Below are 25,168 nucleotides of genomic sequence, written 5' to 3' on the forward strand. Positions count from 1 at the left end.
TAACTTGAAAAGGTAGGAGTTTCGCATGAAAAACTTAAAATTCGCGAGCATTTTACTGCTCATATCAACATTATTTTTGAAATTTTCTAGTATGATTCGTGATTTAGTTATTGCTAACTATTTCGGTACAAGTTATATCGTCGATTCATACAACGCAGCAATGATTATTCCAAACGCTTTTATTTTATTTATGTTAACGGGGATGAAGGATGCGTTTATTCCTAGTTATTTACGTTATGAAAAAGAAAATAAAGGAAAGGTTCATTTGACTAATATTGTTAAATCAACCTTTCTTATTTGTTTCATTATTTCGGTTCTCGGATCAATTGCCGCTTTCTTTTACTTTCCCGCTTCGTATTCTAATTTTTCCAAAGCAGCAATTGAACTAGGAATTTATACGGGCGTTATGTACTTCTTATCTCTTTCACTAGTTGGAGTAAATGCCGTATACGAAGGTGTATTTGATGCACGAAGTCAATATTCTTTCTCTGTGTTTTCTCAAACGGTTGTTGTACTATTTACGATTTTAAGTACAATCCTATTACATTCAATTATGGGCGGCTATGCAATTGCTCTTGGCTATTTTGTAGGAACAATTGCTTCTTTCTTAATTAAAGTTGTCTATTTTAAACCGCAGCATCTGCTGTTATGGAAGCAAAAAATTGACCGTGATGAAGTGGTGGCTTTTTATAAAGTATTCATCCCTGTTGGTGTGACCATTATGGTCGGTCAAATTAATTTAACTGTAAACTTCTTCTTTGCTGGCTCCTTTGGTGAAGGTGTTATTTCATACTTAAATTACGCCTTCAGACTTGTAAGTATTCCCCAGGCAATATTCGGGGTTACGGTCGCAACCATTATTTACCCGCTGATTGCAAGAGCCATTTCTGAAAAAGATGACGAACGATTTAAATCAGGAATTGAAAAAGGGATTACGTTTATGCTGATGCTGCTGATTCCGACGATTGTTATTATGATCTTTTATATGAAAGACATTGTAATGATTGCTTATCAGCGCGGTGCATTTGACGCACAATCAACGCTAAAAACAACGGATGTATCTTATTATTACCTAGGTTCGGTATTTTTCTATTCGCTACAAGCTGTTCTTGCAAAAGGATTTTATTCTCTTCAAAAAGGTTATCTTATTATGAGAGCAGGCTTATTATCCATTGTGTTAAATATTATCTTTAACATAATTTTCACTAAATTTATGGGATACCAAGGATTAGCACTTTCCATGTCAGTGGTTGCCTTTTTCTATACGGCTATCGTATTCGTTATGCTGGCAAAACAAATCAATCACTTCCATTACGGATATTTAGCGAAAGAAACAGGAAAAATTCTTTTAGCTTCCGTACCTGTTGCGATCGTCATGTTCTTCTTAAGGGACATCGCATTTTTGAATTCATTACATGTTATCTTACGATTTGGTATTGTCTGTATTGCAGGTGGTTTAGTATACTTAATGTCGACGCTATTATGCAGAGTAGAAGGTGTTATGCTTTTAGTTAAAAGAAAACGTTAATTCACGTAAAACAGGAGAGTACTATATGAAGAACACATACTGGTTATTTTTTCTGTTCGTTGGTTTTATTTCAATTCAGCCGATTATTGATATGCTAACGACGTACATGGTTTTGAACATGGATAGTGGTCTCTCAATTGGGGTTGTTATTCGCTTTCTATATATGATTTTTGCAGGTGTCCTACTTTTAGTGTTTGCTAAACAATCAAAATGGGCTAGATATTCGATTATCTATCTTATTGTTTTTGCACTCTTTCTTGGACTCAATATCTACTTAAATCATCAATGGAAAGATCCTTATTATATTGGGCAAGAAATTAAATTTTTCAATAAGGTTGTTTATATGAACGTTACATTACTTGGAATGATTGTGATGTTTTCACATTATCGATCATCTGTGGATGTAAAAAGAATACTGAGCAAAAATTTATTGACTGCTTCACTCATCATCAGTATTGTTTTTATCGGTACAATGCTAACAGGTACAGCACTAGAGAGTTATCAGTATAATAAAATCGGATTTAAAGGCTGGTTTTATGCAGCGAATGAGCTAGGCGCAACCATTGCTATTTTGCTTCCTCTCACACTGCTTTTAGCTTTAGATAAAGTACGTTCGTTTTCAAAAGCTTATTACTGGATTCCTTTTATCTTGTTAGCCGTTTCGTCCATCATGCTTGGAACGAAAGTAGGCTTAGGTGCCGTTATTCTTTCTTTAGTTGTAGCAACAGTTGTCTTATTTGCAAAATTATTTACGAATAAACGCAGCTTAATTAAAGCCAACTTAGTAATCTCAATTCTACTTTTAATTGTAACCGGAGCAACTACTCCGATTTCTCCAGCTTACAAAAACACTTATACGCACATCGATATGTTAGAGGCTAAAAAAGAGAAAACAGAGAAAGAAAAGCCGGAAAAGAAAGAAAAAGAAAAGCCGGCTAAAAAGAAAAAACAAAAGGAATCAAATTTAGATGACAAAGATATTCAAAATCTGATTCTAAGCAGCCGTGAGCAATTCTTAGCTCATCATAAGGAAGAGTATGCAAAAGCACCTATTGCACGAAAAATGATAGGTATGGGCTTTTCTGGTGACTATACAAAGCAGCTTCCGCCAAAGATGATTGAAATGGATTTTTATGATTTGTTTTTCTCTTTAGGTATCATCGGATTTTTACTATGGGTTCTTCCACTTCTAGTAGTTGGTTTAACCGTGTTGGTTCGATTATTTAAAGACCCATCACAGCTTCTTGATGAAAGCTTTATGATGTATAGTACAGCAATTGTATTAGCTCTTGGAATTGCTTTTGTAGCTGGGCATGTCTTCACCGCACCAGCCGTTACTATCTATTTTGCAGCAGCTGCTGCTTATCTGTTCGTCATTCATTTTAAACAAAGAAAAGCATAAAAAAAACAGGTCATTAAAGGCCTGTTTTTTTATCTTTTTAATGGCTGAAGGCTTAACACCGTGTCACCCGTATTAACGTTTATTTCTTGATCATGAGCAAAAAAACTCAATGCCTTTCCTTGCTTGCTCACTGCTAGTAAAAGAGAATCATCGCTTTTCTCCTCAAGATATGTTTCATACGTATATTCATCCGTAATTTTTGTATTGTAAATCGTATATCCGTGCTCCATTTTATGATGCAGAAACTCCCACGTAATTCCTTTCTTAAAGAGCATACGTCCTCTTACTGTGTGCATAATTTCATCGACATCTTCTCTTGAATCTTCTTGGTCACGAATGCTCAATTGAAAAACATTGTTCCGCCCCATATCTTGAAGAAAAGCAGTACAAACAAGCGCATTATATGCATCTAACTCAGTTGCAGCAATCACATATTCATAAGGAGTTAAGTCTAGATGATATTCCGTTTGCTCAGCTAGTACTTCTCCGTGATAAACATCTACTTCCGCTCTGCGCGCAACTCTTAACCGCTCCCACGAAGAATCAGCAACTAATACTGGATAGCCTAGCTGTTTTAACTTCGTTGCAAAGGCAACCGTAAAATCATTGCTTCCTACAAGCAAAATACCAGGTTCTTCTCCAATTGATAAATCAAGCTTCTTAGCTAGCCATGAAAGAGAAAAACCGTGTGCACAAACCGTAGCAAACACTAAAGCAAATGTCAGCGTTGTTAGGATGGAAGCATCTTTAAATCCTTCATCAATTAGTACTTTCGCAAAGTAGCTCGAGACCGTTAACGCCACAATTCCGCGCGGAGCAATCCAGCCAATCAGTATTTTTTCTTTTATAGATAAATCTGTCCCTACCGTTGATAAAAAGATGGAGACAGGTCTGACAATAAACAGCATAAGTAAAACAAACAAAATAATATTCCAATGAAAAATTTCAGTAATGGTCTTCATCGTCAGTCCAGCCGTTAACATGATAAAAATAGTAGAAGTTAATAGAACCGAAATGTTCTCTTTAAAATGTCGCATATCACTAATAGATGAAATATGCATATTAGCAAGCGTAATCCCCATCGCTGTTACTGCTAGAAGACCTGTTTCATGCTTAATTTCATCAGCTATCGTAAAGCAGGCAATAACGACAATAAATACGACCGGAGATTTTAAATACTCTGGAATATGACCCTTTTGAAACATCCATCCTATTCCGCGGCCGAGAAGCCACCCTATTAAAACGGCAATAATAGAGGCCACGAAGAAAAAGAGAATTGTTTTTCCACTCACTTCTCTCAGCACTAAAAATTGAACAATTTCAAACGAAAAAACGGCCAGCAATGCACCAAAGGGATCAACAATAATACCCTCCCATTTTAAAATGGCTGCTGGTTTTGGTTTTAATTTAGCTTGTCGTAAAAGAGGCAAAATTACGGTTGGACCCGTCACAATAAAAAGTCCTCCGATAACAATTGCCACCGCCCATGATAAATCCGCTATATAATGAGCAGCTAAAGAGCCTAAAATCCAAGCTAGCATGGCTCCGAGCGTCACAATCCGAAACACGGGCTTTTCGATTCCCCTTACCTCTCTCATGTCTAAGTTCAAGCTGCCTTCAAATAAAATAACAGCTACAGCAATCGATACAAAAGGATCAAAAAGCTGAGCAAACTGTGCTTTAGGATCAATTAAACCTAAAATAGGGCCTGTTAGCAGTCCGATAATTGACATCACGACAATTGCTGGTAGCTTAAATCTCCAAGCCAGCCACTGAGATAGAACGCCTAGTCCTACTACGAGCGTGATATGTATAAGCATAGGTTCCATTGTATCTTCCTTCTCTCGTTCGCATAATGTGTATATATTTTCCCTAAAATAAACCGATGTTATACAGGAAGAAACAAACACTACCTTGTTTTACCACTTTTTCAAAAATGCTAAACGCATACCCTTTTCTTTAAATACAAGCTGTTTTCTTTCGTTCGACACATATTTTACTCGTGTTTGTCGAATTTCACGTTAGTATAAAATAATAAAAAGCCTTTAGCTTCTGCTAAAGGCTTTTTACCGGATGATCCAATTCGTATAACTTTTGATAGTGACTATTCGTAGCAAGTAATTCTTCATGCGTTCCTCGAATGGCTACCTTACCATCTTGTAAAAACAAGATTTCATCCATTTTTTCCATCCCAACTAAATTATGCGTAACCCAAATTAAAGTTTTGTCGTGAAGAGTTTCAAAGATAGTGGATAACAAACGCTTTTCAGTCACGGTATCTAACCCTGCAGTTGGCTCATCTAGCATAACAATTGGCGTATGCTGAAGCAAAACACGTGCTAACGCAATCCGCTGACGTTCTCCTCCTGAGAAGCGCTGACCTGTTTCGAGCATGGACGTTTGATATCCTTGGTGCAAACCTTCCACAAGGGAGTGCATATTGACTTGCTTCATTGCCTCAATTACCTCTTCTTTTGTGGCCTCTTCATTAGCTAGTAATAAATTGTTTGCTACGCTTGTATTAAATAAATAAGGATTTTGATTTAATACAGAGATGAGTTTTGATACATCTTCACGAACTTCAGCAACAGACTGACCGTTTAGTTGAACTGTACCTTCTGTAGGCAATAAGGAACCTTGCAGCAGCTTTAACAGAGTCGATTTTCCAGCTCCGCTCTTGCCAAGAATCGCAATTTTCTTCCCTTGCTCGACTTGAAATGAAAGATCATGAATTACTGACTCTTCCTCATTGCTATAGCGAAACCTTACATGCTCGACTTTTAAGCTAACCGAGTCCCATGAACCTTTATAAGGTAGGGAAAGAGTATGTTTTTTCTTTTCATTCACAGCTTCCCAGTTCTTTTCCATTTCCTGCACTCTATTTAATGACTCTTCAAACTGAGGAATCTTCTCTACTGCATTAGATACCGGCAGCAGTGCTTCAGATAAAGGAAATACTACTAAAATAAAAGCAGCAATAAAAACACCTGCAAGCTCTTTGTCTGCAAAAAGAGACGCCCCAAACCAAATCATTGTGACAATTAAACCTGCTACAATAACTTGGCCAATCAATTCTCGGTAATACGTCCATAGTTTAAGCTTGCGATCCATGCGGTCTAGCTCATCTTCTGTTTTGTTATACGAATGAAAAAATGACTGCTGCTGACCGCTTAACATCCAATCAGCAACTCCTAAAAACCCGTCTGTGACCTTGGCATATAACTGTGCTTTGCTTGATTTATATCTCTGATTAGCCGCTTTCATATGCCAAAGGGAAAAAAGCGGCATCACTACTACTAATAAAAATAAATAGATAGCAATCAAACATGCAAACTTTAGGCTAAAGAATCCTAAAGCTACAATCGCAACGACATATAAAATCACAGCTGAGATTGTTGGTAGAATGGTACGCAAGAACAAGTCTTGTAAGCTTTCAATATCTTCAGCAAGAACCCCTAAAACATCACCTGTACGATAGCGGGATGTAGCAATTAACGGTTCAATCAAATGATAAAGACGTGTGCGCATTTTAGCTAAAATCCGAAGAATAAAATCGTGACTAACAAGACGCTCCCCATAACGAAAGGCTGCTCGGCTTAAACCAAATGTACGCACAAGGACTATGGGAACGTATACTAATAAGATTGTTTCTGGCTGTAAGGACGAAGCTGAAATCAAGTAACCTGACGTGAACATTAGCGCGCAAGCAGAACCAATCGTCAATAAGCTTAGTAATAAGATAGAAAAGATACGATATTTATATGTTTTAAAGTAAGGCCATATCCAACTTTTATATTTCATCATATCTCCTCCTCTTCATGTAAAAATTGATAGTAAGCTCCTTTTTTTTGAATCAGTTCTTGATGATTACCGATTTCTGAAACCTTTCCGTCCTCTATCACAACAATAAGATCCATGTCTTTCATCCAATGCAAACGGTGCGTAGCTAAAATAAATAACTTGTCTTGAAACATCGTTAAAATATCTTGCTTTAATTCATATTCTGTTTCAATATCGACTTGTGCCGTTGGTTCATCTAGCATAATAATGGGGCGATCGCTTAGAAATGCTCGAGCTAGGGCAATCCTTTGAGCTTGGCCGCCGCTAAGCTGCCGTCCCCCATCCCCTATCATTTCATTTTCCTTCTTAGGCATCTGTTGAACCGCTGATAAAAGTCCTGCTTTCGTTAAAGCATCTTCATAATTATATGAGCGGACTCTATCCTGATAAAATTCAACATTTTCTTTTACAGTTCCATTAAAAATAAATGGGTGCTGAGGGATATACGTAATCTGCTTTTGCCAAGCCTCTGAGCGTAAATCAACCTGCACGCCGTTTACTTCAGCAGAGCCTTCTGTAGATTGTACAAAGCCGCTCAGTATATCAATAAGCGTCGATTTTCCAGCTCCGCTTTTTCCTATAATCCCAATTTTTTTACTTCCTTTAACATGAAGCGACACATCTTCAAGAGAAGGTGGCTGCTCTTCGTCATACTTGACGGTGATATGCCTTATTTGAAGTTCACTGCTTTCAGTCCAAGTAGGAACATCTTCTTCTTTAGCCGACGGTTTTTCAGCCTGCTTCACAACCTTAAGTAATGCATCTCCAGATTCTTTTCCGTCCAATGTTGCATGATAATCGTTTCCGACTTCTCGTATGGGCAGAAAATATTCAGGCGCCAGCAATAAAATCATAAGTGCAGGCTCTAATGTCATCGAACCATTCACCAGCCGCAAACCAAGCGTAACAGCCACGATGGCTACAGATAACATCGTAAAGAAATCGAGAGCAAACGTAGATAAAAAAGCAATTCGGAGGGTTCCCATTGTCGCTTTTCGATAACGGTCACTGACTCTCTCAATCGTTTCAGCATGTTCCTTACTTTTCCCGAGAAATGTTAACGTTTCTAACCCTCGAAGCGAATCTACAAAGTGGTTGGACAACACTTGATATGTCTCCCATTGGCTATCTATTTTTTTTTGTGCAGCCAGTCCGAGCAAAATCATAAATAAAATTAAAATTGGCATGGTCACAAGTAAAATAATGCCTGAAAGCCGATCATGGTACCAAACGAAAGCAAGCACTAGCCAAGGTGTAACGCTAATGGCGGCCAGTTTAGGCAAAAACAGCTCGAGATAAGCGCGAAGCTTCTGTAGACCTGTGGTGATGAGCGTCACCAAGTTTCCTGTTCCTTCATCTTTGGTAAAACGCGGTCCTAATGAAAAAATGCTTTTCATGACTATCAAACGAAGTTCCTGAGTCGTTTTGACTCCAAATTGATATGCTGTTTTTTTTACTATAAAACCTACGATCTGACGAACCATAAAGGCAGACAAAAACAGTCCGATTGCTTTTGTCTGCGAAGTTAAACTTTCACCATGAAAAAGAGCGGTAATTACTTCGGCAAGCCACTTAGCTTGAAAAATAATGGCTACACTTTGAATAGTAATAAGCCCTATTAACATGGCAAGAACCATTTTTATTCCGTTGTAAACCATTAAATTTCTACCCATTAGTACTCCATATGCTCCTTATGATCTACACGTTTTCTGAAAACGTAGTAGCTCCAAATTTGATAACCTAACACAAAAGGCAGTAACGCAATAGCAGCGTAAGACATAATTTTCAAGGAATAATTCCCTGATGCTGCATTATAAATCGTTAAACTATAGCCTTCATTGATTGAACTAACCAAAACGGTTGGAAACAATCCTGCAAATATAGAGGAAATTGATAAAATTAAAATTAAGCCAGACATAGCAAATGCCCATCCGTCTTTTTTACGTGTAAGGAAAAAACCTGCTAGTAAATACACGAAAATGCCGATGAAAAATGTATATAGCATCAAGCGGCTATGATTACTGAATAAATCTGTTTCAAAAAACGTCATGCCTGAAAAAATAAGAAGCAGCAAGGCATTAACAGGCAAAAGCTTCATGGCCACTTTTCGTGAACGATCTCTAATGTCATCCATCGTACGGATCGTCGCAAAAATAAGTCCGTGCCATAAGCAAAGCATTGTTAATGTAACACCGCCCGTTATAGTATATAGATTCACAATATCCGAAAAGCCGGCATTCATTTGCATGTTGCGCTCAACAGGCAGTCCTTTCATTAGCGCTGAAAATAAGATGCCGAAAATGAGCGGTGGAAAAAGACTTCCAAAGAAGATAACCCAATCCCACGCATTTTTCCACGCTTGTTTTTCAACTTTTCCTCGAAATTCAAATGCTACGCCGCGGCCAATAAGCGAAAGCAACAGAAGAACAAAAAGAACATATGACCCGCTTAATAGCGTTGCATACCAGTTTGGAAAAGCGGCAAACATAGCACCGATTGCTGAAATTAACCAAACTTCATTTGCATCCCAAAAAGGACCGATTGTATTAATAAAAGCTCGTCGCTCTAAGTCGTTTCGTCCTAAAAAACGAGACACCATTCCAATCCCAAAATCAAAACCTTCTAAAAAGATAAAACCAACAAACAGAATGGATACTAGTAAATACCAGAATTCATTAAGAGAAAACATTGTATCCCTCCTTTGTAAACGGATCAGTTGATGTTACTTTTGTATGTGCTTCGTGATCGTGATCTGGACCTTTTTTAATTTCTTTAACGAACAAGAACACCATAATCACAGCTAAAATTAAATAAAAGAACGAAAACGAGATAATAGAAAACAGTAATTCACCTGCTGTTACACCAGGAGACACGGCGTCTTCGGTTTTCATATAGCCAAATACAACCCAAGGCTGACGGCCAATCTCTGTCATAATCCAACCTGCTGAGCTTCCCAGGAACGGAAAGGCAATGGCAATCGTCATAATACGTAAAAATAGTTTGCTTTCTTGAAGTTTTTTACGAGAAAGCAAGTACGTACCCCAAATGCCTAGTGCACATAATACGCCACCTAGACCAGCCATAATGCGGAAACTCCAAAACGTTGTTCGAACGGGTGGAATATAATTTCCTTCTCCATATTTCGCCGTATACTGCTGCTGAAGCTCGTTCATTCCAGGAACGGAGCCTGAAAACTTCCCGTATGATAAGAAGCTTAATAAATAAGGTATTTTGATTTCACTCGTATTTTTCTTTTCATCAGGGTGAATATTTGCTGTTACTGTCCAAGCACCTGGACTTCCGCTGTTTTCCCATAACCCTTCACTTGCGGCCATTTTCATCGGCTGTGTTTTAACTAAGTATCCAGCCTGTTCATGCCCAGATAGCGCAATTCCTACACCTGAAACTAACCCTACAAGGATAGCAACTTGAAATGATTTTTTGGCAAAAGCCACATGTTTTTTCTTCAAGAGCATAACAGCACTGACACCCGTAATAAAAAAGGCGCCTGTTGCAAACGAACCTAAAATTGTATGAGGGAATTCAACCCACAGCTGACCGTTTGTTAACAATTTAAAGAAGTCAGTCATTTCTAAACGGCCATTATTTAGCTCCATTCCGACCGGATGCTGCATAAAAGAATTAGCCGTTAAAATAAAGAACGCTGAGAAGATAGTACCTAGACTAACAAGCCAAATACATAGACAGTGCAGCCATTTAGGCAAACGATCCCACCCGAAAATCCACAGCCCGAGGAACGTGGACTCCATAAAAAACGCTAGCAGTGCTTCAATAGCAAGCGGCGCACCGAATACATCTCCTACAAACCTTGAGTACTCTGACCAGTTCATGCCAAACTGAAATTCTTGTAAAATACCTGTTACGACTCCGACAGCAAAGTTAATCAGGAATAAGTGCCCCCAAAACTTTGCCATCTTTTTATACTGTTCATCTTTTTTTACTACGTACATCGTTTCCATGATCGCTACTAAAAAGACAAGGCCGATAGACAGCGGTACAAAGATAAAATGAAACAGCGTCGTTGATGCAAATTGAATACGTGATAGTATGACTGTATCCATCTTCTTTCTCCTTTCATATATAAGAACATTCATCATTTCCATAGATACTTTGCTCATTTCTGAGCATCTTTTACTTATATTGTGAAACATTGAGCATAACAATTCGAGAAATATGCTCAACATTTCACAAACATATGTAATGTCTCTCTTTCTATTTACATAGTATAGTCTATTTTTTTAGCTGTGCACGTACATTTTTTGAACGTTTTTAGACTAAAACGTGACTTTCTTGTGACGAAAAAGGGAAGGAACTCTTTATTTTTTCATAAAAAAAGCACGCTCTGATTTGAGCTTGCTTCTCTACGGTCGATATTTTGCTTTCGCATTTAATTTAGATTGACGAATGATTTGGTTAATGACTTCAGAAAATACAATACCAATGGCAATTGAACCCGAAATCATAAAGGCTTTTGCTGCAAGACTAATCGCTTCATTATAATTATTTTCTACAAAGTTACGCATGGCATCGTATGCTGTTCCCCCTGGAACGAGCGGAATAATACCTGCTACGGTGAAAATAATGATCGGCGTACGATAAATTTTTGCGTAAATTTGACTAATAATAGCAATAAAGAAGGCCGATGCTACAGTGCTTGGAATTTCATCTACACCATAGAACGTTAGCAAATAGTAAATGAGCCAGCCAATCATTCCGACAAAGCCACTTTTTAATAATGATTCACGTGGAACATTAAAAATGATCCCAAACGCTGCTGAAGCAATAAAACTTGTAATTATCTGCTCTACGATATGCATATGATGCCTCCCTTCTATAGAAGCGTAAATACAATGGCAATACCTGCACCAATAGCGAATGCCGTCAGAAACGCTTCTGCTCCTTTTGATAATCCAGACAGTAAATGTCCCGCCATTAAATCTCGCACTGCATTGGTAATGGATAAGCCAGGAACGAGAGGCATAACGGATCCAATAATAATTTTATCAATTTGCGTGCCCAGTCCTGAAGCGACTAAAAGAGCTGATAAAAGTCCAATAACTAACGAAGCGGTAAACTCAGCAAAAAAGCGAATCGGAATAAGACGGTGGAAATACACCACGGTTAAAAATCCGAGACCTCCTGAAAACATCGCTGGAATAAAGTCCGTCCATAAACCTTGAAACATGATTAAAAAGCATCCGCTAGAAATGGATGCAGCTGCAAGTTGAACCCATAGTGGAAAAGCTACGTTCGTTGCTTCAATTTCTTGTAGCATTTCATACGCTTCCTCCAAGGAGATGTTTCCTTGACTGATGGTTCTTGAGACGCTATTTACCATAGTTACTTTTTTTAAATCTGTCGTTCGTTCGGAAATACGAATTAGCTTCGTTTTCGTCGGTTCTTTCGTTTCAAGTGAAAACATGATCCCTGTTGGCGTCACATAGCTGTGGGATTTTTTTATACCGTAAGACGCTGCAATCCGCATCATTGTGTCTTCTACTCGATACGTTTCTGCTCCGCTTTCTAACATAATTTTACCTGCTAGTAAGCTAACGTCCATAATTTCATATTTATCTAATTTTTGCTGTGTCATCAAATCGCTCCAAACATATTAAAGCTTGGTTTTTTCCCCTACAGCATACAGTGTATAAGAAAGAGGGAAGTGGACGCAATGGTTAATGCAAAAAAGTGTGGACTTTTTGTCTCACACTTTCAGGAATAGTATATACATTCCTTATCAATTCATACGTTTTGTGGTCTCACGCTCTATTAATACAGGTGCCATTTTATACTGTACCTGATCTATTTCTTGCTGATCCTGAATTTGCTGAAGTAAGAGGTTTACTGCTTTTTCAGCCATTTTTTCCATCGGTTGACGGATAGTTGTTAGCGGAGGCTGCGCTTCACTAGCTTCTGTAATATCATCAAACCCTATCACAGACAAATCTGCTGGAACGTGAAGCCCGTTTTGCCACGCACAGTGTATCACTTTCAGAGCAATGTCATCCGTAGCACAAATAAGCGCAGTTGGGGGCTCTGGATGATGAGCTAGCTCATTTATAAACTGATATAGTTCATCTGAGTTATTCATATTTTCTTTCACAAACTTTGCGTTTGCTGACGGTACATATTGATAAAAAAGAGACAGACGGTGCTCCACTCCGCTTACAGCTTTTCCAACGAACCCGATATTATTATGGCCAAGGTCCGTTAAGTGAGCAACAGCTAATTGCATTCCCACCGCATCATCTACATGTACAATTGGCCAAAGTGCAGAAGAGCCGTCTCCTGTAAGAGAAACGTAAGGCGTTTGATATTGTTTTAATACGTCTACAAACGGATGATGAGCCGCTACGTAATCTAATAGAATGACCCCATCAAACCAATGATTCATCATCACATTTAATTGACGCTCAGCCGTTGCTTCTTGGTAATCCGTATGTCCAATAAGAACGTCCATCCCTCGAACTTTGGACTTGTTGCTGTACCTTTTTTAACAGTTCAATTAAAAACGGGTCTTTTAAATCTCTAATTAATATCCCAATAATCCCTGTTTTTTGGGCACGCAGAGCTGCCGCAAATGGATTCGTCTGATACCCTAAATGAGCTGCTGCTTTTAGTACTTTTTGTTTTGTTTTTTCACTGATTTTAATTTTACCGTCTTTATTATTAAAGATTCTTGATACCGTAGCTAATGAAACACCCGCTTCTTTTGCTACTTCTGTAATCGTGACTTTTTTTCTCCCCATTCGTACCGACTCCTATTTCCTTTTAGTCTATCGACCAAGTAAACATTTTTCTTTATTATACTACTAGAAGTCGGAACCACCCAAAACTACCTTCCCTACTTTTCACTAAACAGCCACTTTAACACATCTTGAATTTTGTGATCCCAATATGCCCAGTCGTGACTTCCTTTTCCTTCTTCATATGTAAAACAAATAGGCTCTTGCTTACATCGCTCGGAAAAACGTTTATTTTCCTGATATAAAAAATCTTCCGTTCCACAGCATTGATAAATACGCGGAGTCACTTCTCCATAGCGCCGGCGGTTTTCAAGCAGCCAAAAAAGATCATCCTCAGGTCTAATAACAGGCGGCATGCCAAAAATCAAAGGATAATCTAAGAGCTGAACTTCTCCTCGTCCTCCAAGCCCTTCAACGTCCATCACTCCTGATAAACTGGCAGCTGCAGAAAATTGATGTGGTTTGCAAAACGCCCATTTTAAAGCGCCGTACCCTCCCATAGAAAGACCAGCCACAAAATTATCTTCTCTTTTTTCCGATAACGGAAAGAATGACCTAGCCAATTGAGGAAGTTCTTCTGTTACAAACGTCCAATACTTCTTTCCATAAGCCATATCTCTATAAAAGCTACGATCTACATTTGGCATTACAACTGCAAGTCCTAATTCTGATGCGTAGCGTTCAATCGAAGTTCTTCTCATCCATATCGTATGATCATCAGAAAGACCGTGTAATAAATAGAGCGTAGGGTGTTTCTCACTTCTTATATTGGTTTGTAAACCAATCTGAGATTTTGTTTGCTGCGGTATCAAAACGTTCATTGAAGTACTTATTTGCAATACTTCTGAAAAAAAATCACATTGAATAAACGCCATATTTCTCTTCCCCCCTACTTTTTCTTCCCTATTGATTGATAACAAAACGTACATAATTCATATAAAAGTTAAAAAATAGTTTGATTATTTATAATTTTTAGTTTAACATAAAAACATCTTTTATGAAAACGTTTTACGTATAACGTTTTTTTATTAAAATAGTGCCCGCGATTCAAAGGAGGAATTTATATGGGGATAGTAAAAGTAACTTCTGACGAGTATAAGGAGCAAAAAGGAAATCTACTTTTTGTTATTTTCATTTCATGTGCAGCTGCTTTTGGAGGGTTACTTTACGGCTATGACACAGCCGTCATTTCAGGGGCTATTGGGTTGATGGAAGTGCATTTTAATCTTAGTCCAACGATGGTAGGTTTTGTTGTATCTAGTTTGCTGCTCGGTGGTGCTGTTGGGGTACTTGCTTCAGGAAAACTGAGTGATCGATTCGGTAGAAAAAGCATCTTGCTTTTAGCAGCTTCTTTATTTATCGTATCCGCAATTATGCAAGCGCTATCTTCATCCATCTCTTTTGTGATTATTTCTCGAATTATTGGAGGACTAGGCATTGGCATGGCTTCTGTTCTTTCTATTACCTATATTTCTGAAATAGCCCCTCCGCACATGCGCGGCCGCTTAGGCTCTCTTTATCAATTTGCTGTTGCCGTTGGGATTGTTTCTGTCTATTTTGTAAATGACTACATTTTATCTATTGGGGAAGACGCATGGCAGAATTCCACAGGATGGCGCTACATTATCGGTGCTTCTGGAATTCCAGCTCTTTTATTTCTTCTTATCCTTTCTCCTGTTCCTGAAAGTCCGAGGTGGCTGGTAAAAGCAAACCGCACTGTAGAAGCTATGGACATTTTAATTAAAATCAATGGTACACACATTGCACGCCAAGAGCTGTATCATATTGAGCAATCGTTAAAAGAAAATCAACCGGCTTCTCTTTCGCTTTTTAAAGAAGCAGGCCTTCGAAAAGCGTTGCTTATTGGTATTCTACTTGCAGCCTTTCAACAGCTTGTCGGAATCAATGCCATTATTTATTACGCCCCGCAAGTTTTTGAAGCAGCTGGAGCTAGAGGAGATTTATCGCTCCTTGTTACGTCTATGATTGGTGTAGCTGCCTTTTTAGGCGTTCTTTGTTCCATGTGGCTTATAGACCGGATTGGCCGCAAAGCTTTATTACTTATTGGCACAGCTGGTATGGCTGTTACGCAGCTTCTCGTTTCTTTTGGATTTCATTCACAGGGTACTGAAGGCTTGACTACTAGTTTACTTATTGTTTTTTATTTATTTCTTTTTAATATTTCTATGGGACCTGTTGTATGGGTTGTGATTTCTGAAATTTTTCCTAATCATGCGAGAGGCTATGCAATGTCTATTTCCACCTTTTTCTTGTGGATAGCTAATTGGTTTGTGTCTCAGTTTTTTCCTATTCTTTGGAACAAAGCTGGAGGATCTTTTACCTTTTTATCTTTTATGATTATGTGTATCGCTTCGTTTTTGTTTATATGGAAGTGGGTGCCAGAAACAAAAGGAAAGTCACTTGAAGAAATTGAACATATATGGAAATAAAAGAAGCCTGAGCATATATCTCAGGCTTCTTTTTTATCGAATTTGTCCATCTCCGTAAATAATATATTTTAATGTTGTTAATTCCTTTAATCCCATTGGTCCACGCGCATGAAGCTTTTGTGTACTAATTCCGATTTCTGCCCCGAAACCAAACTCTTCTCCGTCCGTAAACCTCGTTGAAGCATTCACATAAACAGCAGCTGAATTAACGCGCTGTAAAAAACGCTGAGCATGAGCATAATTTGTTGTTACAATCGCTTCAGAGTGATGTGAACTATGAACATTAATATGGGAAATCGCTTCATCGATATCATCTACGATTTTAACTGCCATGATGAAATCCAGATATTCTTTCTTCCAATCCTCATCCCCTGCTGGAACAAGGTCTGGAACGATCGTTAGCGCACGTTCATCACCGCGTACTTCTACATCTTTCTCTCGTAGCGCTTGAACAATAATCGGCAAAAATTCATGAGCCGCTCGTTCATGAATAATCAGCTTTTCGGCTGAGTTACACACCGCTGGACGAGATGTTTTTGCATTAATGACAATATTGGCCGCCATGTCACGGTCATATTCTTCATCAACATAAATGTGGCAGTTCCCGGTTCCTGTCTCAATAACAGGAACCGTTGCATTTTTTACCACTGCTTCAATTAAACCAGCACCACCTCGAGGAATTAATACATCGATATATTCATTTAGTTTCATTAACTCCAGTGCTGTTTCTCTCGACGTATCTTCAATAAGCTGTACGCTATGCTCAGGAAATCCTGCACTTGCCGCAGCTTGGGATAATACAGAAACAATAGCTTGATTCGAATAAAATGCCTCACTGCCTCCGCGCAAAATAACCGCATTTCCTGCTTTTAAGCATAAGCCTGCTGCATCACATGTAACGTTTGGACGCGCTTCATAAATAATTCCTATGACACCAATAGGTACACGCTGCTGCCCAATTTGTAAGCCATTTGGTCGTTTAGCCATAGACAGCACTTCTCCTACTGGATCTGCAAGCGCAGCTACTTGGCGCAGGCCGTCTGCCATTCCATGAATCCGCTCTTCATTTAAAGATAGGCGATCTAACATCGCTTTTGATGTGCCTTTTTGAACGGCTTTTTCTACGTCTAATTCATTTGCTTTTAAAATAGCTTCTTGTTGATCCAATAAAGCAGTGGCCATTTTATAAAGCGCCTGCTGTTTTTGTTCGCTCGTTACATTTCCTAAGAAATAAGAGGCTTCTTTTGCCTGCTTTCCTTTAAGCTGCAATTCACTCATTTCATTACTCCTTCAGCTTGTTTTAAGAATAACGTTCCAATTTCTTGGCCTTCAATAATATCTCGCAAAATACTTGGCTCTTTACCATTTGCTAAGATTAAGCTCACCCCTGCACTTGTAGCTGTTTTAGCAGCAGTAAGCTTTGTGACCATTCCGCCTGTTCCAACGTCAGTTCCACTATCTCCAGCAAAATTCTCAAGCTCCGGCGTGATGCCATCTATTACTTTCATTAATTTAGAGTTAGGGTTTTTTGTGGGATCTGAATCAAAGAAACCGTCAATATCAGATAAAATAACGAGTAAATCTGCGTGAATTAAAACTGAAACAATGGCGGATAAATTATCGTTATCTCCGAAACGCACGATGTTTTCAATTTCGTCGATTGCAACTGTATCGTTTTCATTCACAATAGGAATCACTTTGTCTTCAATTAATTTTTCAAACGTGTTCACAACGTTATTGCGCACATGTTCATCTTCGATTACATCTTTTGTTAACAGTACTTGACCAACAATGTGACTGTACTCACCAAAGAATTTACTGTAGATATGCATAAGCTCACACTGCCCGACAGAGGCTGCTGCTTGTTTTTCTCGAATAGAAGTTGGCTTTTCTTTTAACTTTAGTTTTTTTACTCCCACTTGAACGGCACCTGATGTAACAAGCACAACTTCTTTTCCTGCATTCATTAAATCAGATAACACACGCGCTAGTTTTTCAATGCGTGCTAAGTTAATATCTCCGTTATCATAGGTCAACGTAGATGTCCCTACTTTGACTACGATACGCTTGCTATTTTGTAACTCTTGACGATGGTTCACTCTTTTCATCTCCCTAACTAAAAACACCTAAATGCGTACTAATTTTTTTAAAAATTATAGCAGAGATTATGTGAAAAGTCTTATAGTTTTTCAAAGGGAATTTGAACTTTCTAATTTTTTAAATAATTAAGGGAAAAACTGGTGATAAAAGCGCTTTCTTCTTTTATAATGAAAGTTGTAAGGGGAACACACAATTACATAACGTTGTGTAGTAGTACAAACATCAGACAACTAAGGGATAGGGGGATTTGTAATGAATGCGGTTACGATTGTTATTGGATCTATCTGTATTTTAATGATTGCGTATCGGCTTTATGGAACATTCATGGCTGTTAAGGTCTTGAAACTAAACGATGCGCAAAAAACGCCGGCACATGAGCTTGAAGATGGAAAAGATTACGTGCCAACCAACCGATGGGTAACATTTGGTCATCACTTTGCAGCTATTGCAGCTGCGGGTCCGCTTGTTGGACCTATTTTAGCAGCTCAGTTTGGCTATTTGCCCGGACTGCTCTGGCTTTTAATCGGAGCTGTAATCGGAGGAGCCGTTCACGATGCAGTTGTGTTATTTGCATCTATGCGCCAAAAAGGCCAGTCGCTTTCAGAAGTGGCTAAAAAAGAACTAGGACCCGTCGCTGGTTTTTGTACAGGTTTAGCTATGCTTTTTATCATTACCATTACAATGGCCGGTTTATCTATGGTCGTGTTACACGCACTTGAGAAAAATCCTTGGGGTACATTCGCTGTTGGAATTACCATTCCGATCGCAATGGGGGTAGGTATTTACCACAAAAAAACAGGTAATTTAAAAGCGGCTTCTACCGTCGGCTTCATTTTAATTTTAATCGCCGTATTTAGCGGCCCTTATATTCAAGGAACAGCTTTAGGAGATTTTTTAACGCTAGATATTAAAACACTTTCAATTATTCTTCCCGTTTATGCATTTTTCGCAGCGGCCTTGCCCGTTTGGCTGCTTTTAGCACCTCGAGATTACTTAAGCAGCTTTATGAAAATTGGTGTCTTTATCGCGCTGATTGTAGGCGTGTTTTTCGTAAATCCAGCAATTCCATTTCCTGCAGTTACTGAATTTATTCACGGAGGCGGCCCTATTTTAGCAGGACCTGTGTGGCCGTTCATTTCTATTACGATCGCCTGCGGTGCTATTTCTGGCTTCCATGCATTTGTTGGTTCAGGAACAACCCCTAAGATGCTCGATCGTTGGAGTGACATTAAAGTTGTAGGCTTCGGCGCGATGTTAGTCGAATGCTTAGTAGGAATTATGGCATTAATTGCCGCAACTGCTTTACATCCTGGAGACTATTTTGCAATCAACTCTACACCTGAAGTGTTCAAAACGCTTGGCATGAACGTAACAGCTCTTCCTCAGCTTAGCCAAGAAATTGGCCTAAACTTAGAAGGCCGTACAGGCGGCGCTGTTACATTGGCTGTAGGAATGACGTATATTTTCACGGAAATTCCTTGGTTCAGCCACCTGTCTTCTTACTTTTTTCAATTCGTTATTATGTTTGAAGCAGTGTTTATTTTGACTGCTATCGACGCTGGTACACGCGTTTCCCGCTATTTAATTCAAGACTTTTTCGGTGAATTTTATAAGCCATTGAAGCGAGTAGACTGGCTTCCTGGGTCCATTTTTGCAAGTGCCCTAGCCTGTTTTATGTGGGGATACTTATTGTTCTCAGGAGATATCGGCTCAGTTTGGGCGCTGTTCGGCGTATCAAATCAGTTAATGGCATCTATTGGTTTAATTATTGGTGCAACCGTTATTCTTAGAATTGCAGATAAGCGCTCCTATATGCTTACTTGTCTTATTCCACTAGCCTACCTTTACGTAACGGTTAACTACGCGGGTTATTGGATGGTTAAGAATGTGTATTTAAATGAAGCTGCGGCAGGTTACAGCATATTAAATGCGACTCTTTCGATCATCATGCTTATACTCGGTCTCATTATTATGATTGCCGCGATTCAAAAATGGACGCAGCTTTGGCGCACGCCTCAGGCTGAACTAGCGGCGAAAGCAAACTTATCACAAAATATATAAAACGAACACGCTTGCTTATAGAAGCAAGCGTGTTTTTAACGTAGTAATAGCCGGTCAAAATAATTGCACACCAGGCATTTTTATTATTAAACTAAATATACTATACAGAAAATTTTTAAAATAGTTCGTACATTTCACATGCGTATCCTCCCACTGATTACATCTCAAAATACCCAAGTTAAATTATAATAATTATAAATTAGTATTGATTTTTTATTTAAAGATGTTATTATTATTTCTAACATAATAAAATTCAAATAAGAGGTGGTTCTAAGATGACAACAAACAAGAATAACCTAACGACTAGTTGGGGAGCTCCGGTTGGAGATAATCAAAATTCGATGACCGCTGGTTCACGCGGACCTACTTTAATTCAAGATGTTCATCTTTTAGAGAAATTAGCCCATTTTAACCGAGAGCGTGTTCCTGAACGCGTAGTGCACGCAAAAGGCGCCGGTGCCCACGGTTATTTTGAAGTGACAAACGATGTTTCAACCTATACAAAAGCAGCTTTCCTTTCTGAAGTAGGAAAACGAACACCTCTATTTGTTCGCTTTTCAACAGTAGCTGGTGAAAACGGCTCAGCAGATACTGTTCGCGACCCTCGCGGATTTGCTGTTAAATTTTATACAGAAGAAGGAAACTACGACTTAGTCGGAAATAATACACCTGTATTTTTCATCCGAGATGCGATTAAATTTCCTGACTTTATTCATACACAAAAACGCGATCCACGCACACATTTGAAAAACCCGACGGCCGTTTGGGATTTCTGGTCTTTATCTCCTGAATCTTTGCATCAAGTTTCTATTTTAATGTCTGATCGCGGTATCCCGGCAACGTTACGCCATATGCATGGATTTGGCAGCCACACATTTAAATGGGTTAATGCCGAAGGAGATGGCGTTTGGGTAAAATATCACTTTAAAACAGAGCAAGGCGTAAAAAATCTGTCTCCAGACGTAGCCGCAAAGCTAGCTGGTGAAAATCCAGATTATCATACTGAAGATTTATTTAATGCCATTGAAAAAGGCGATTTCCCTTCATGGAAGCTGTACGTTCAGATTATGCCATTAGAAGACGCTGATACGTATCGCTTTGATCCGTTTGACGTAACAAAGGTTTGGTCACAAAAAGACTATCCGTTAATTGAAGTAGGTCGCATGGTCTTGGACCGCAATCCAGAAAATTATTTTGCCGAAGTGGAGCAAGCTACGTTCTCACCTGGAACGCTTGTGCCGGGAATTGACGTATCACCTGATAAAATGCTGCAAGGTCGACTATTCGCATACAGTGATGCACATCGCTACCGCGTGGGTGCTAACCATCAAGCGCTACCGATTAACCGTCCGCGCAGCGAAGTAAATAACTATCAGCGTGACGGCCAAATGCGCTTTGACGATAACGGCGGCCGTTCTGTTTACTATGAGCCAAACAGCTTTGGCGGCCCAACAGAATCACAGGAAAACAAACAAGCAGCATACCCTGTTTCAGGCGTTGCTGATAGTGTTGCATATGATCATAACGACCATTACACGCAAGCAGGTGACTTATACCGCCTTCTAAGCGAAGACGAGCGTACACGACTAGTTGCAAACATCGTTGAAGCTATGAAGCCTGTAGAAAAAGAAGAGATTAAACTGCGTCAAATTCAGCACTTCTACAAAGCGGATCCAGAGTATGGAACACGCGTTGCAGACGGTTTAGGATTATCTGTTCCGCAGCAAGTGAAATAAATTTATCAGTTTTCTAAATGAAAAAATAAAGGTATTTTTCTCATTGTAGATTATCGTTTATTCTCAATTAGTTTAACATTTTATCACTAAATAAGTATCCATATTTTATGGATACTTATTTAAATTCTTGTAAAAAGAGGAAGGGATGAAGAAATGATTGGACAAGAAATAAGATGTAATCAGTGTGATAGAGAAATAAAAGTACTAAAGCACAGTACGCTTTGCGGTTGCGGAATAAAATTACGAACGCTAAAAAAAGAGAAGCAACCAGCATAATGAGGTTGCTTCTCTTTTTTTACTAGATATGCTGTTTATATTCACTCACATTAAAGAGTAATCGTTACTTTAAATAAGTCTCCGTCAATTTCAATATTCAGTTCTCCTCCGTGCAAATCAATAATTGACTTAGCAATAGCTAACCCAAGTCCGGAGCCATCGGTTTGTCTTGAAGTATCCCCTCTTTTAAATCGTTCAAACAGCTCATCTGCCTGCTCATTTAATTCATATTTACTTACATTTTTAAATGTTAGTTTCACTTGTTCGTCTATTTCTTGAACAGAAATATAGACACGCGTTTGTTCAAGTGAATATTTCAATATATTCTCTATCAAATTGTCAAATACTCTCCATAATTTTTGACCATCTACAGTAGAAAATATTGGATTTTCGAGAGATTGAATACGAAATTGCAGAGTTGAATCTTCAATTGCTTCATTATATTCAGCCAAAGCCTGATGAAGAAGCTGGTTAATATCAATTTTGTCTTTATGCAATTCTACATTTCCACTTGCCATTTTTGACACTTCAAATAAATCATCAATAAGTGTCTGTAACCGTTTTGATTTACGGTCAATAATTTCAACGTAAGAATGTTGTTCGTCCGAAGTAAGACCTTGCGACTTTAGCAACGCTATATATGTCATAATAGAAGTCAATGGTGTTCTTAAATCGTGACTAACGTTGGTAATTAACTCTGTTTTCAAGCGTTCACTTTTAACTTGAACATGCTGAGATGTTTGAAGTTGCTGCTGAATACGATTTATATTTATCGCTGCTTGAGTCAAAGCTGATTTTCCTTTGATAGGTAACGGCTCTTTCCACTCAGCTGTGGCGATTTGATCAATGGAAATAATAATTTTATTTAAATAGTTAATTCGTAGCATAAGCAGTATTAAAGTAACCACTCCTACGATACTGCCTATAGCTAAGTACAATGATGCGAATTCTGTTGTAAAGCCTGAGGTGCTTGTCGCTAGGGTCATAACAGCAAACACGGCAAAAACTAAAAGCAGCACTACAACCATTATATGCATGCCAATATGTCTGATAATAAAAATAGATCGAAAAAAATAAATTACTTGATAAACATACGTTCTTTTATATTCTTCTTTTATATCATCTATTGTACGCATACGCTGAAACAGTAGAAATACTTGAAGTGCCCATAGGGAAATAGCTATGGATATTGCTATCATATAAAAGAAGAACGCAGCAACGTGCTGATATGATTCTAATAAAGAAGTTGGATAGCCGTTCAGAACTAGACTTAATGTAAAAAATGAGTACAAAAGAAAAACAATTATACAAATATCTAAAGGTACTTTTTTATCAATCCTCTGTACTGCGGTTCGTCTTGTTATTTCTTTTAAACGTCCGGTTATTGTTCTTTTATAAATAAAGTAAACTATTAACAGAGCTATTATTCCTGACAATGCATACACCAGAAATACTACATTTTGGTGATGGTAATAGTTATATTCATCAAATAAAGAACTACTGAAAGCTTCTTTTTCAGGAACAGCAATCGTACCCGTAAACTTCTGCTTTAAATACTGGGTTGGAATCTCTGAGTCTGTATCACTGCTTAACAGTGAATTTTTATATTCATCCGGTTGAAACACAAGGGGTGATTGAGCTGAATAGGTATGTTTATACAACATATTTTTTTGTTTTACTAATTGATTAACGTCTTCCTTGCTTGCATTTTGGATGTTCGTATATATTTTTTGTGTGTTTCTATCTTTCAAATAATACATAATGTCTTTTTTATATTGAGATAATGTTTCTTGTCGATCAAAAGCTTCATTATATAGTTTCTTCATTTCGAGTTTTTTGTTTTTCGCTATTTCTTCTCGAACGAATTGATCATCTTGAAACTTTTTTTGAATGTTTTTAACTTCTAGATCCTGCTGCTTTATATAGGCATCTTCAACGTTTTTGCTCTTTGCCTGCTTAGCGTCTTCTATTTTTTCTTCATATTTATCGTGCACGTTTTTTATTTGTTCTGTTAATGTTCCTTCCGTATATCGATACGACTCAATCTCTTCTTCTGTTATCTTATTTGCATTAACGGTATTCTTATCTTTTTGTGTCAATTCTAAAAGGTAGAGATCATTTGTAAAACGACTTATTTGTTTTTTGAAGTCTTCTGATTTTACATAGCTGCTTTTTTGTAAATAGTTTGTTTTTAATAGATTATGCACGTTACTAATTGAAGAAATAGTTGCTCCTAAACCAAATAAAAACAAGATAATCCCTATAGCTGAAATGACGCTACTTTTCCATTTTGTATCCAAGTCCCCACACAACCTTTACATACCTCGGATTTTTTGGTTCAATCTCAATTTTTTCTCTTATTTTTCTAATGTGTACCGCTACTGTATTTTCTGCGTTATAGCCTGGTTCATTCCATACGCGTTCATAAATATCATGTATGGAAAAAACTCTCCCTGCATTTTTCATTAATAACTCTACAATTTTATACTCAATGGGAGTCAGCTTAATGAATACCCCATCAAGAGTGACGGACTTAGCCTCAATATCAAGTACGAGACCTCGGATATCAATCGTCTTTGTTTCCTCATATGTACCTAATGTCACATATCTTCTTAACTGTGATTTAACTCTCGCTATCAGTTCTAATGGATTAAAAGGCTTTGTCACATAATCATCTGCTCCTACCTGCAGACCGAGCACTTTATCTGCATCTTCGCTTTTAGCGCTCAGCATAATAATCGGGATATTTTTTTGTTCTCGGATTTTAAACGTCGTTGAAATGCCGTCTTGCCTTGGCATCATAATATCAAGAATAATTAAGTGAACTTTTTCTTTATTTAGTATCTCTATGGCTTCGATTCCATCTTTGGCCGTAAAGACTTTAATACCTTCATTTTTTAAATAAATAGCAATGCCATTACGGATTTCTTGCTCATCGTCTACGACTAAAACCACATATTCGTTCATTGATTTCTCACACTCCTTTCAAAAGTATATCATGGGTCATT

General features: G+C 38.1%; 19 protein-coding genes. 5 read left to right on the plus strand and 14 right to left on the minus strand.

Going from position 1 to position 25,168, the window contains the following annotated elements:
• Positions 1-25 precede the first annotated feature (25 nt).
• Together murJ and ACO1DI_RS10825 are read left to right on the plus strand one after the other, a co-directional pair.
• Complete coding sequence (gene murJ / locus ACO1DI_RS10820; RefSeq protein WP_014457711.1) at positions 26-1,528, plus strand: murein biosynthesis integral membrane protein MurJ; 1,503 nt, start codon at positions 26-28, stop codon at positions 1,526-1,528.
• A gap of 25 nt (positions 1,529-1,553) precedes the next feature.
• On the plus strand, positions 1,554-2,930 hold the full coding sequence (locus ACO1DI_RS10825) for an O-antigen ligase family protein (RefSeq protein WP_182421638.1): 1,377 nt from the start codon (positions 1,554-1,556) through the stop codon (positions 2,928-2,930).
• 29 nt (positions 2,931-2,959) lie between these two features.
• On the opposite strand, the gene ACO1DI_RS10830 is transcribed toward ACO1DI_RS10825, so the two are convergent.
• The 10 genes from ACO1DI_RS10830 to ACO1DI_RS10875 all read right to left on the minus strand — a co-directional run bounded on the left by ACO1DI_RS10830 (position 2,960) and on the right by ACO1DI_RS10875 (position 14,412).
• A complete protein-coding gene (locus ACO1DI_RS10830) occupies positions 2,960-4,759 on the minus strand; it encodes a cation:proton antiporter (RefSeq protein WP_014457709.1) in 1,800 nt (599 codons plus the stop codon).
• Positions 4,760-4,985: 226 nt separating this feature from the next.
• Entirely contained in the window at positions 4,986-6,731 is a 1,746-nt protein-coding gene (cydC, locus tag ACO1DI_RS10835) for a thiol reductant ABC exporter subunit CydC (protein ID WP_423145229.1), read from the minus strand.
• A complete protein-coding gene (gene cydD / locus ACO1DI_RS10840; protein ID WP_014457707.1) occupies positions 6,731-8,443 on the minus strand; it encodes a thiol reductant ABC exporter subunit CydD in 1,713 nt (570 codons plus the stop codon). The genes cydC and cydD overlap by 1 nt, the downstream gene beginning before the upstream one ends.
• Positions 8,443-9,459 carry a cytochrome d ubiquinol oxidase subunit II gene (gene cydB / locus ACO1DI_RS10845; protein ID WP_014457706.1) on the minus strand — a complete coding sequence of 339 codons (1,017 nt, stop codon included), beginning with the start codon at positions 9,457-9,459 and terminating at the stop codon, positions 8,443-8,445. Before cydB ends, cydD begins: the two co-directional genes overlap by 1 nt.
• Entirely contained in the window at positions 9,446-10,852 is a 1,407-nt protein-coding gene (locus ACO1DI_RS10850) for a cytochrome ubiquinol oxidase subunit I (RefSeq protein WP_014457705.1), read from the minus strand. Before ACO1DI_RS10850 ends, cydB begins: the two co-directional genes overlap by 14 nt.
• A 300-nt stretch (positions 10,853-11,152) precedes the next feature.
• Complete coding sequence (locus ACO1DI_RS10855; RefSeq protein ID WP_013059882.1) at positions 11,153-11,608, minus strand: threonine/serine exporter family protein; 456 nt, start codon at positions 11,606-11,608, stop codon at positions 11,153-11,155.
• A gap of 14 nt (positions 11,609-11,622) precedes the next feature.
• On the minus strand, positions 11,623-12,384 hold the full coding sequence (locus ACO1DI_RS10860; RefSeq protein ID WP_013085528.1) for a threonine/serine exporter family protein: 762 nt from the start codon (positions 12,382-12,384) through the stop codon (positions 11,623-11,625).
• Between the two features lie 144 nt (positions 12,385-12,528).
• Positions 12,529-13,251, minus strand: coding sequence for a LacI family DNA-binding transcriptional regulator (locus ACO1DI_RS10865; RefSeq protein ID WP_423145230.1), 723 nt, complete (start codon positions 13,249-13,251; stop codon positions 12,529-12,531).
• A complete protein-coding gene (locus ACO1DI_RS10870) occupies positions 13,205-13,540 on the minus strand; it encodes a LacI family DNA-binding transcriptional regulator (protein WP_423145231.1) in 336 nt (111 codons plus the stop codon). Before ACO1DI_RS10870 ends, ACO1DI_RS10865 begins: the two co-directional genes overlap by 47 nt.
• Positions 13,541-13,635: 95 nt before the next feature.
• Positions 13,636-14,412 (minus strand): alpha/beta hydrolase, encoded by a 777-nt coding sequence (locus ACO1DI_RS10875; protein ID WP_115655105.1) that lies wholly within the window; start codon positions 14,410-14,412, stop codon positions 13,636-13,638.
• 189 nt (positions 14,413-14,601) lie between these two features.
• On the opposite strand from ACO1DI_RS10875, the gene ACO1DI_RS10880 reads away from it, so the two are divergent.
• On the plus strand, positions 14,602-15,987 hold the full coding sequence (locus tag ACO1DI_RS10880; protein WP_140451819.1) for a sugar porter family MFS transporter: 1,386 nt from the start codon (positions 14,602-14,604) through the stop codon (positions 15,985-15,987).
• 33 nt (positions 15,988-16,020) lie between these two features.
• Here ACO1DI_RS10880 and ACO1DI_RS10885 read toward each other — a convergent pair whose 3' ends face one another.
• Positions 16,021-17,265, minus strand: coding sequence for a glutamate-5-semialdehyde dehydrogenase (locus tag ACO1DI_RS10885; protein WP_014457701.1), 1,245 nt, complete (start codon positions 17,263-17,265; stop codon positions 16,021-16,023).
• Positions 17,262-18,095 carry a glutamate 5-kinase gene (gene proB, locus ACO1DI_RS10890; RefSeq protein ID WP_014457700.1) on the minus strand — a complete coding sequence of 278 codons (834 nt, stop codon included), beginning with the start codon at positions 18,093-18,095 and terminating at the stop codon, positions 17,262-17,264. The genes ACO1DI_RS10885 and proB overlap by 4 nt, the downstream gene beginning before the upstream one ends.
• A gap of 244 nt (positions 18,096-18,339) precedes the next feature.
• On the opposite strand from proB, the gene cstA reads away from it, so the two are divergent.
• Together cstA and katA are read left to right on the plus strand one after the other, a co-directional pair.
• Positions 18,340-20,148, plus strand: coding sequence for a carbon starvation protein CstA (gene cstA, locus ACO1DI_RS10895; RefSeq protein ID WP_014457699.1), 1,809 nt, complete (start codon positions 18,340-18,342; stop codon positions 20,146-20,148).
• 275 nt (positions 20,149-20,423) lie between these two features.
• Entirely contained in the window at positions 20,424-21,884 is a 1,461-nt protein-coding gene (gene katA / locus ACO1DI_RS10900) for a catalase KatA (protein WP_115655107.1), read from the plus strand.
• Between the two features lie 326 nt (positions 21,885-22,210).
• Here katA and ACO1DI_RS10905 read toward each other — a convergent pair whose 3' ends face one another.
• Together ACO1DI_RS10905 and ACO1DI_RS10910 are read right to left on the minus strand one after the other, a co-directional pair.
• Positions 22,211-24,460 carry a histidine kinase dimerization/phospho-acceptor domain-containing protein gene (locus tag ACO1DI_RS10905; RefSeq protein WP_423145232.1) on the minus strand — a complete coding sequence of 750 codons (2,250 nt, stop codon included), beginning with the start codon at positions 24,458-24,460 and terminating at the stop codon, positions 22,211-22,213.
• The gene (locus tag ACO1DI_RS10910; protein ID WP_025752427.1) at positions 24,438-25,127 is read right to left on the minus strand and encodes a response regulator transcription factor; all 690 of its coding nucleotides are present in this window, start codon (positions 25,125-25,127) and stop codon (positions 24,438-24,440) included. Before ACO1DI_RS10910 ends, ACO1DI_RS10905 begins: the two co-directional genes overlap by 23 nt.
• Between the last annotated feature and the right edge of the window lie 41 nt (positions 25,128-25,168).

It is taken from the genome of Priestia sp. 40, from assembly GCF_049368575.1.
In the GTDB taxonomy this organism is placed as follows: domain Bacteria; phylum Bacillota; class Bacilli; order Bacillales; family Bacillaceae_H; genus Priestia; species Priestia zanthoxyli.

What these genes read in the sequence shown, in the direction of transcription:
- murJ (WP_014457711.1), top strand. Translation starts at nt 26, where the DNA reads ATGAAAAACTTAAAATTCGCGAGCATTTTACTGCTCATATCAACATTA.
- ACO1DI_RS10825 (WP_182421638.1), top strand. Translation starts at nt 1,554, where the DNA reads ATGAAGAACACATACTGGTTATTTTTTCTGTTCGTTGGTTTTATTTCA.
- ACO1DI_RS10830 (WP_014457709.1), bottom strand. Translation starts at nt 4,759, where the DNA reads ATGGAACCTATGCTTATACATATCACGCTCGTAGTAGGACTAGGCGTT.
- cydC (WP_423145229.1), bottom strand. Translation starts at nt 6,731, where the DNA reads ATGAAATATAAAAGTTGGATATGGCCTTACTTTAAAACATATAAATAT.
- cydD (WP_014457707.1), bottom strand. Translation starts at nt 8,443, where the DNA reads ATGGGTAGAAATTTAATGGTTTACAACGGAATAAAAATGGTTCTTGCC.
- cydB (WP_014457706.1), bottom strand. Translation starts at nt 9,459, where the DNA reads ATGTTTTCTCTTAATGAATTCTGGTATTTACTAGTATCCATTCTGTTT.
- ACO1DI_RS10850 (WP_014457705.1), bottom strand. Translation starts at nt 10,852, where the DNA reads ATGGATACAGTCATACTATCACGTATTCAATTTGCATCAACGACGCTG.
- ACO1DI_RS10855 (WP_013059882.1), bottom strand. Translation starts at nt 11,608, where the DNA reads ATGCATATCGTAGAGCAGATAATTACAAGTTTTATTGCTTCAGCAGCG.
- ACO1DI_RS10860 (WP_013085528.1), bottom strand. Translation starts at nt 12,384, where the DNA reads ATGACACAGCAAAAATTAGATAAATATGAAATTATGGACGTTAGCTTA.
- ACO1DI_RS10865 (WP_423145230.1), bottom strand. Translation starts at nt 13,251, where the DNA reads ATGGACGTTCTTATTGGACATACGGATTACCAAGAAGCAACGGCTGAG.
- ACO1DI_RS10870 (WP_423145231.1), bottom strand. Translation starts at nt 13,540, where the DNA reads ATGGGGAGAAAAAAAGTCACGATTACAGAAGTAGCAAAAGAAGCGGGT.
- ACO1DI_RS10875 (WP_115655105.1), bottom strand. Translation starts at nt 14,412, where the DNA reads ATGGCGTTTATTCAATGTGATTTTTTTTCAGAAGTATTGCAAATAAGT.
- ACO1DI_RS10880 (WP_140451819.1), top strand. Translation starts at nt 14,602, where the DNA reads ATGGGGATAGTAAAAGTAACTTCTGACGAGTATAAGGAGCAAAAAGGA.
- ACO1DI_RS10885 (WP_014457701.1), bottom strand. Translation starts at nt 17,265, where the DNA reads ATGAGTGAATTGCAGCTTAAAGGAAAGCAGGCAAAAGAAGCCTCTTAT.
- proB (WP_014457700.1), bottom strand. Translation starts at nt 18,095, where the DNA reads ATGAAAAGAGTGAACCATCGTCAAGAGTTACAAAATAGCAAGCGTATC.
- cstA (WP_014457699.1), top strand. Translation starts at nt 18,340, where the DNA reads ATGAATGCGGTTACGATTGTTATTGGATCTATCTGTATTTTAATGATT.
- katA (WP_115655107.1), top strand. Translation starts at nt 20,424, where the DNA reads ATGACAACAAACAAGAATAACCTAACGACTAGTTGGGGAGCTCCGGTT.
- ACO1DI_RS10910 (WP_025752427.1), bottom strand. Translation starts at nt 25,127, where the DNA reads ATGAACGAATATGTGGTTTTAGTCGTAGACGATGAGCAAGAAATCCGT.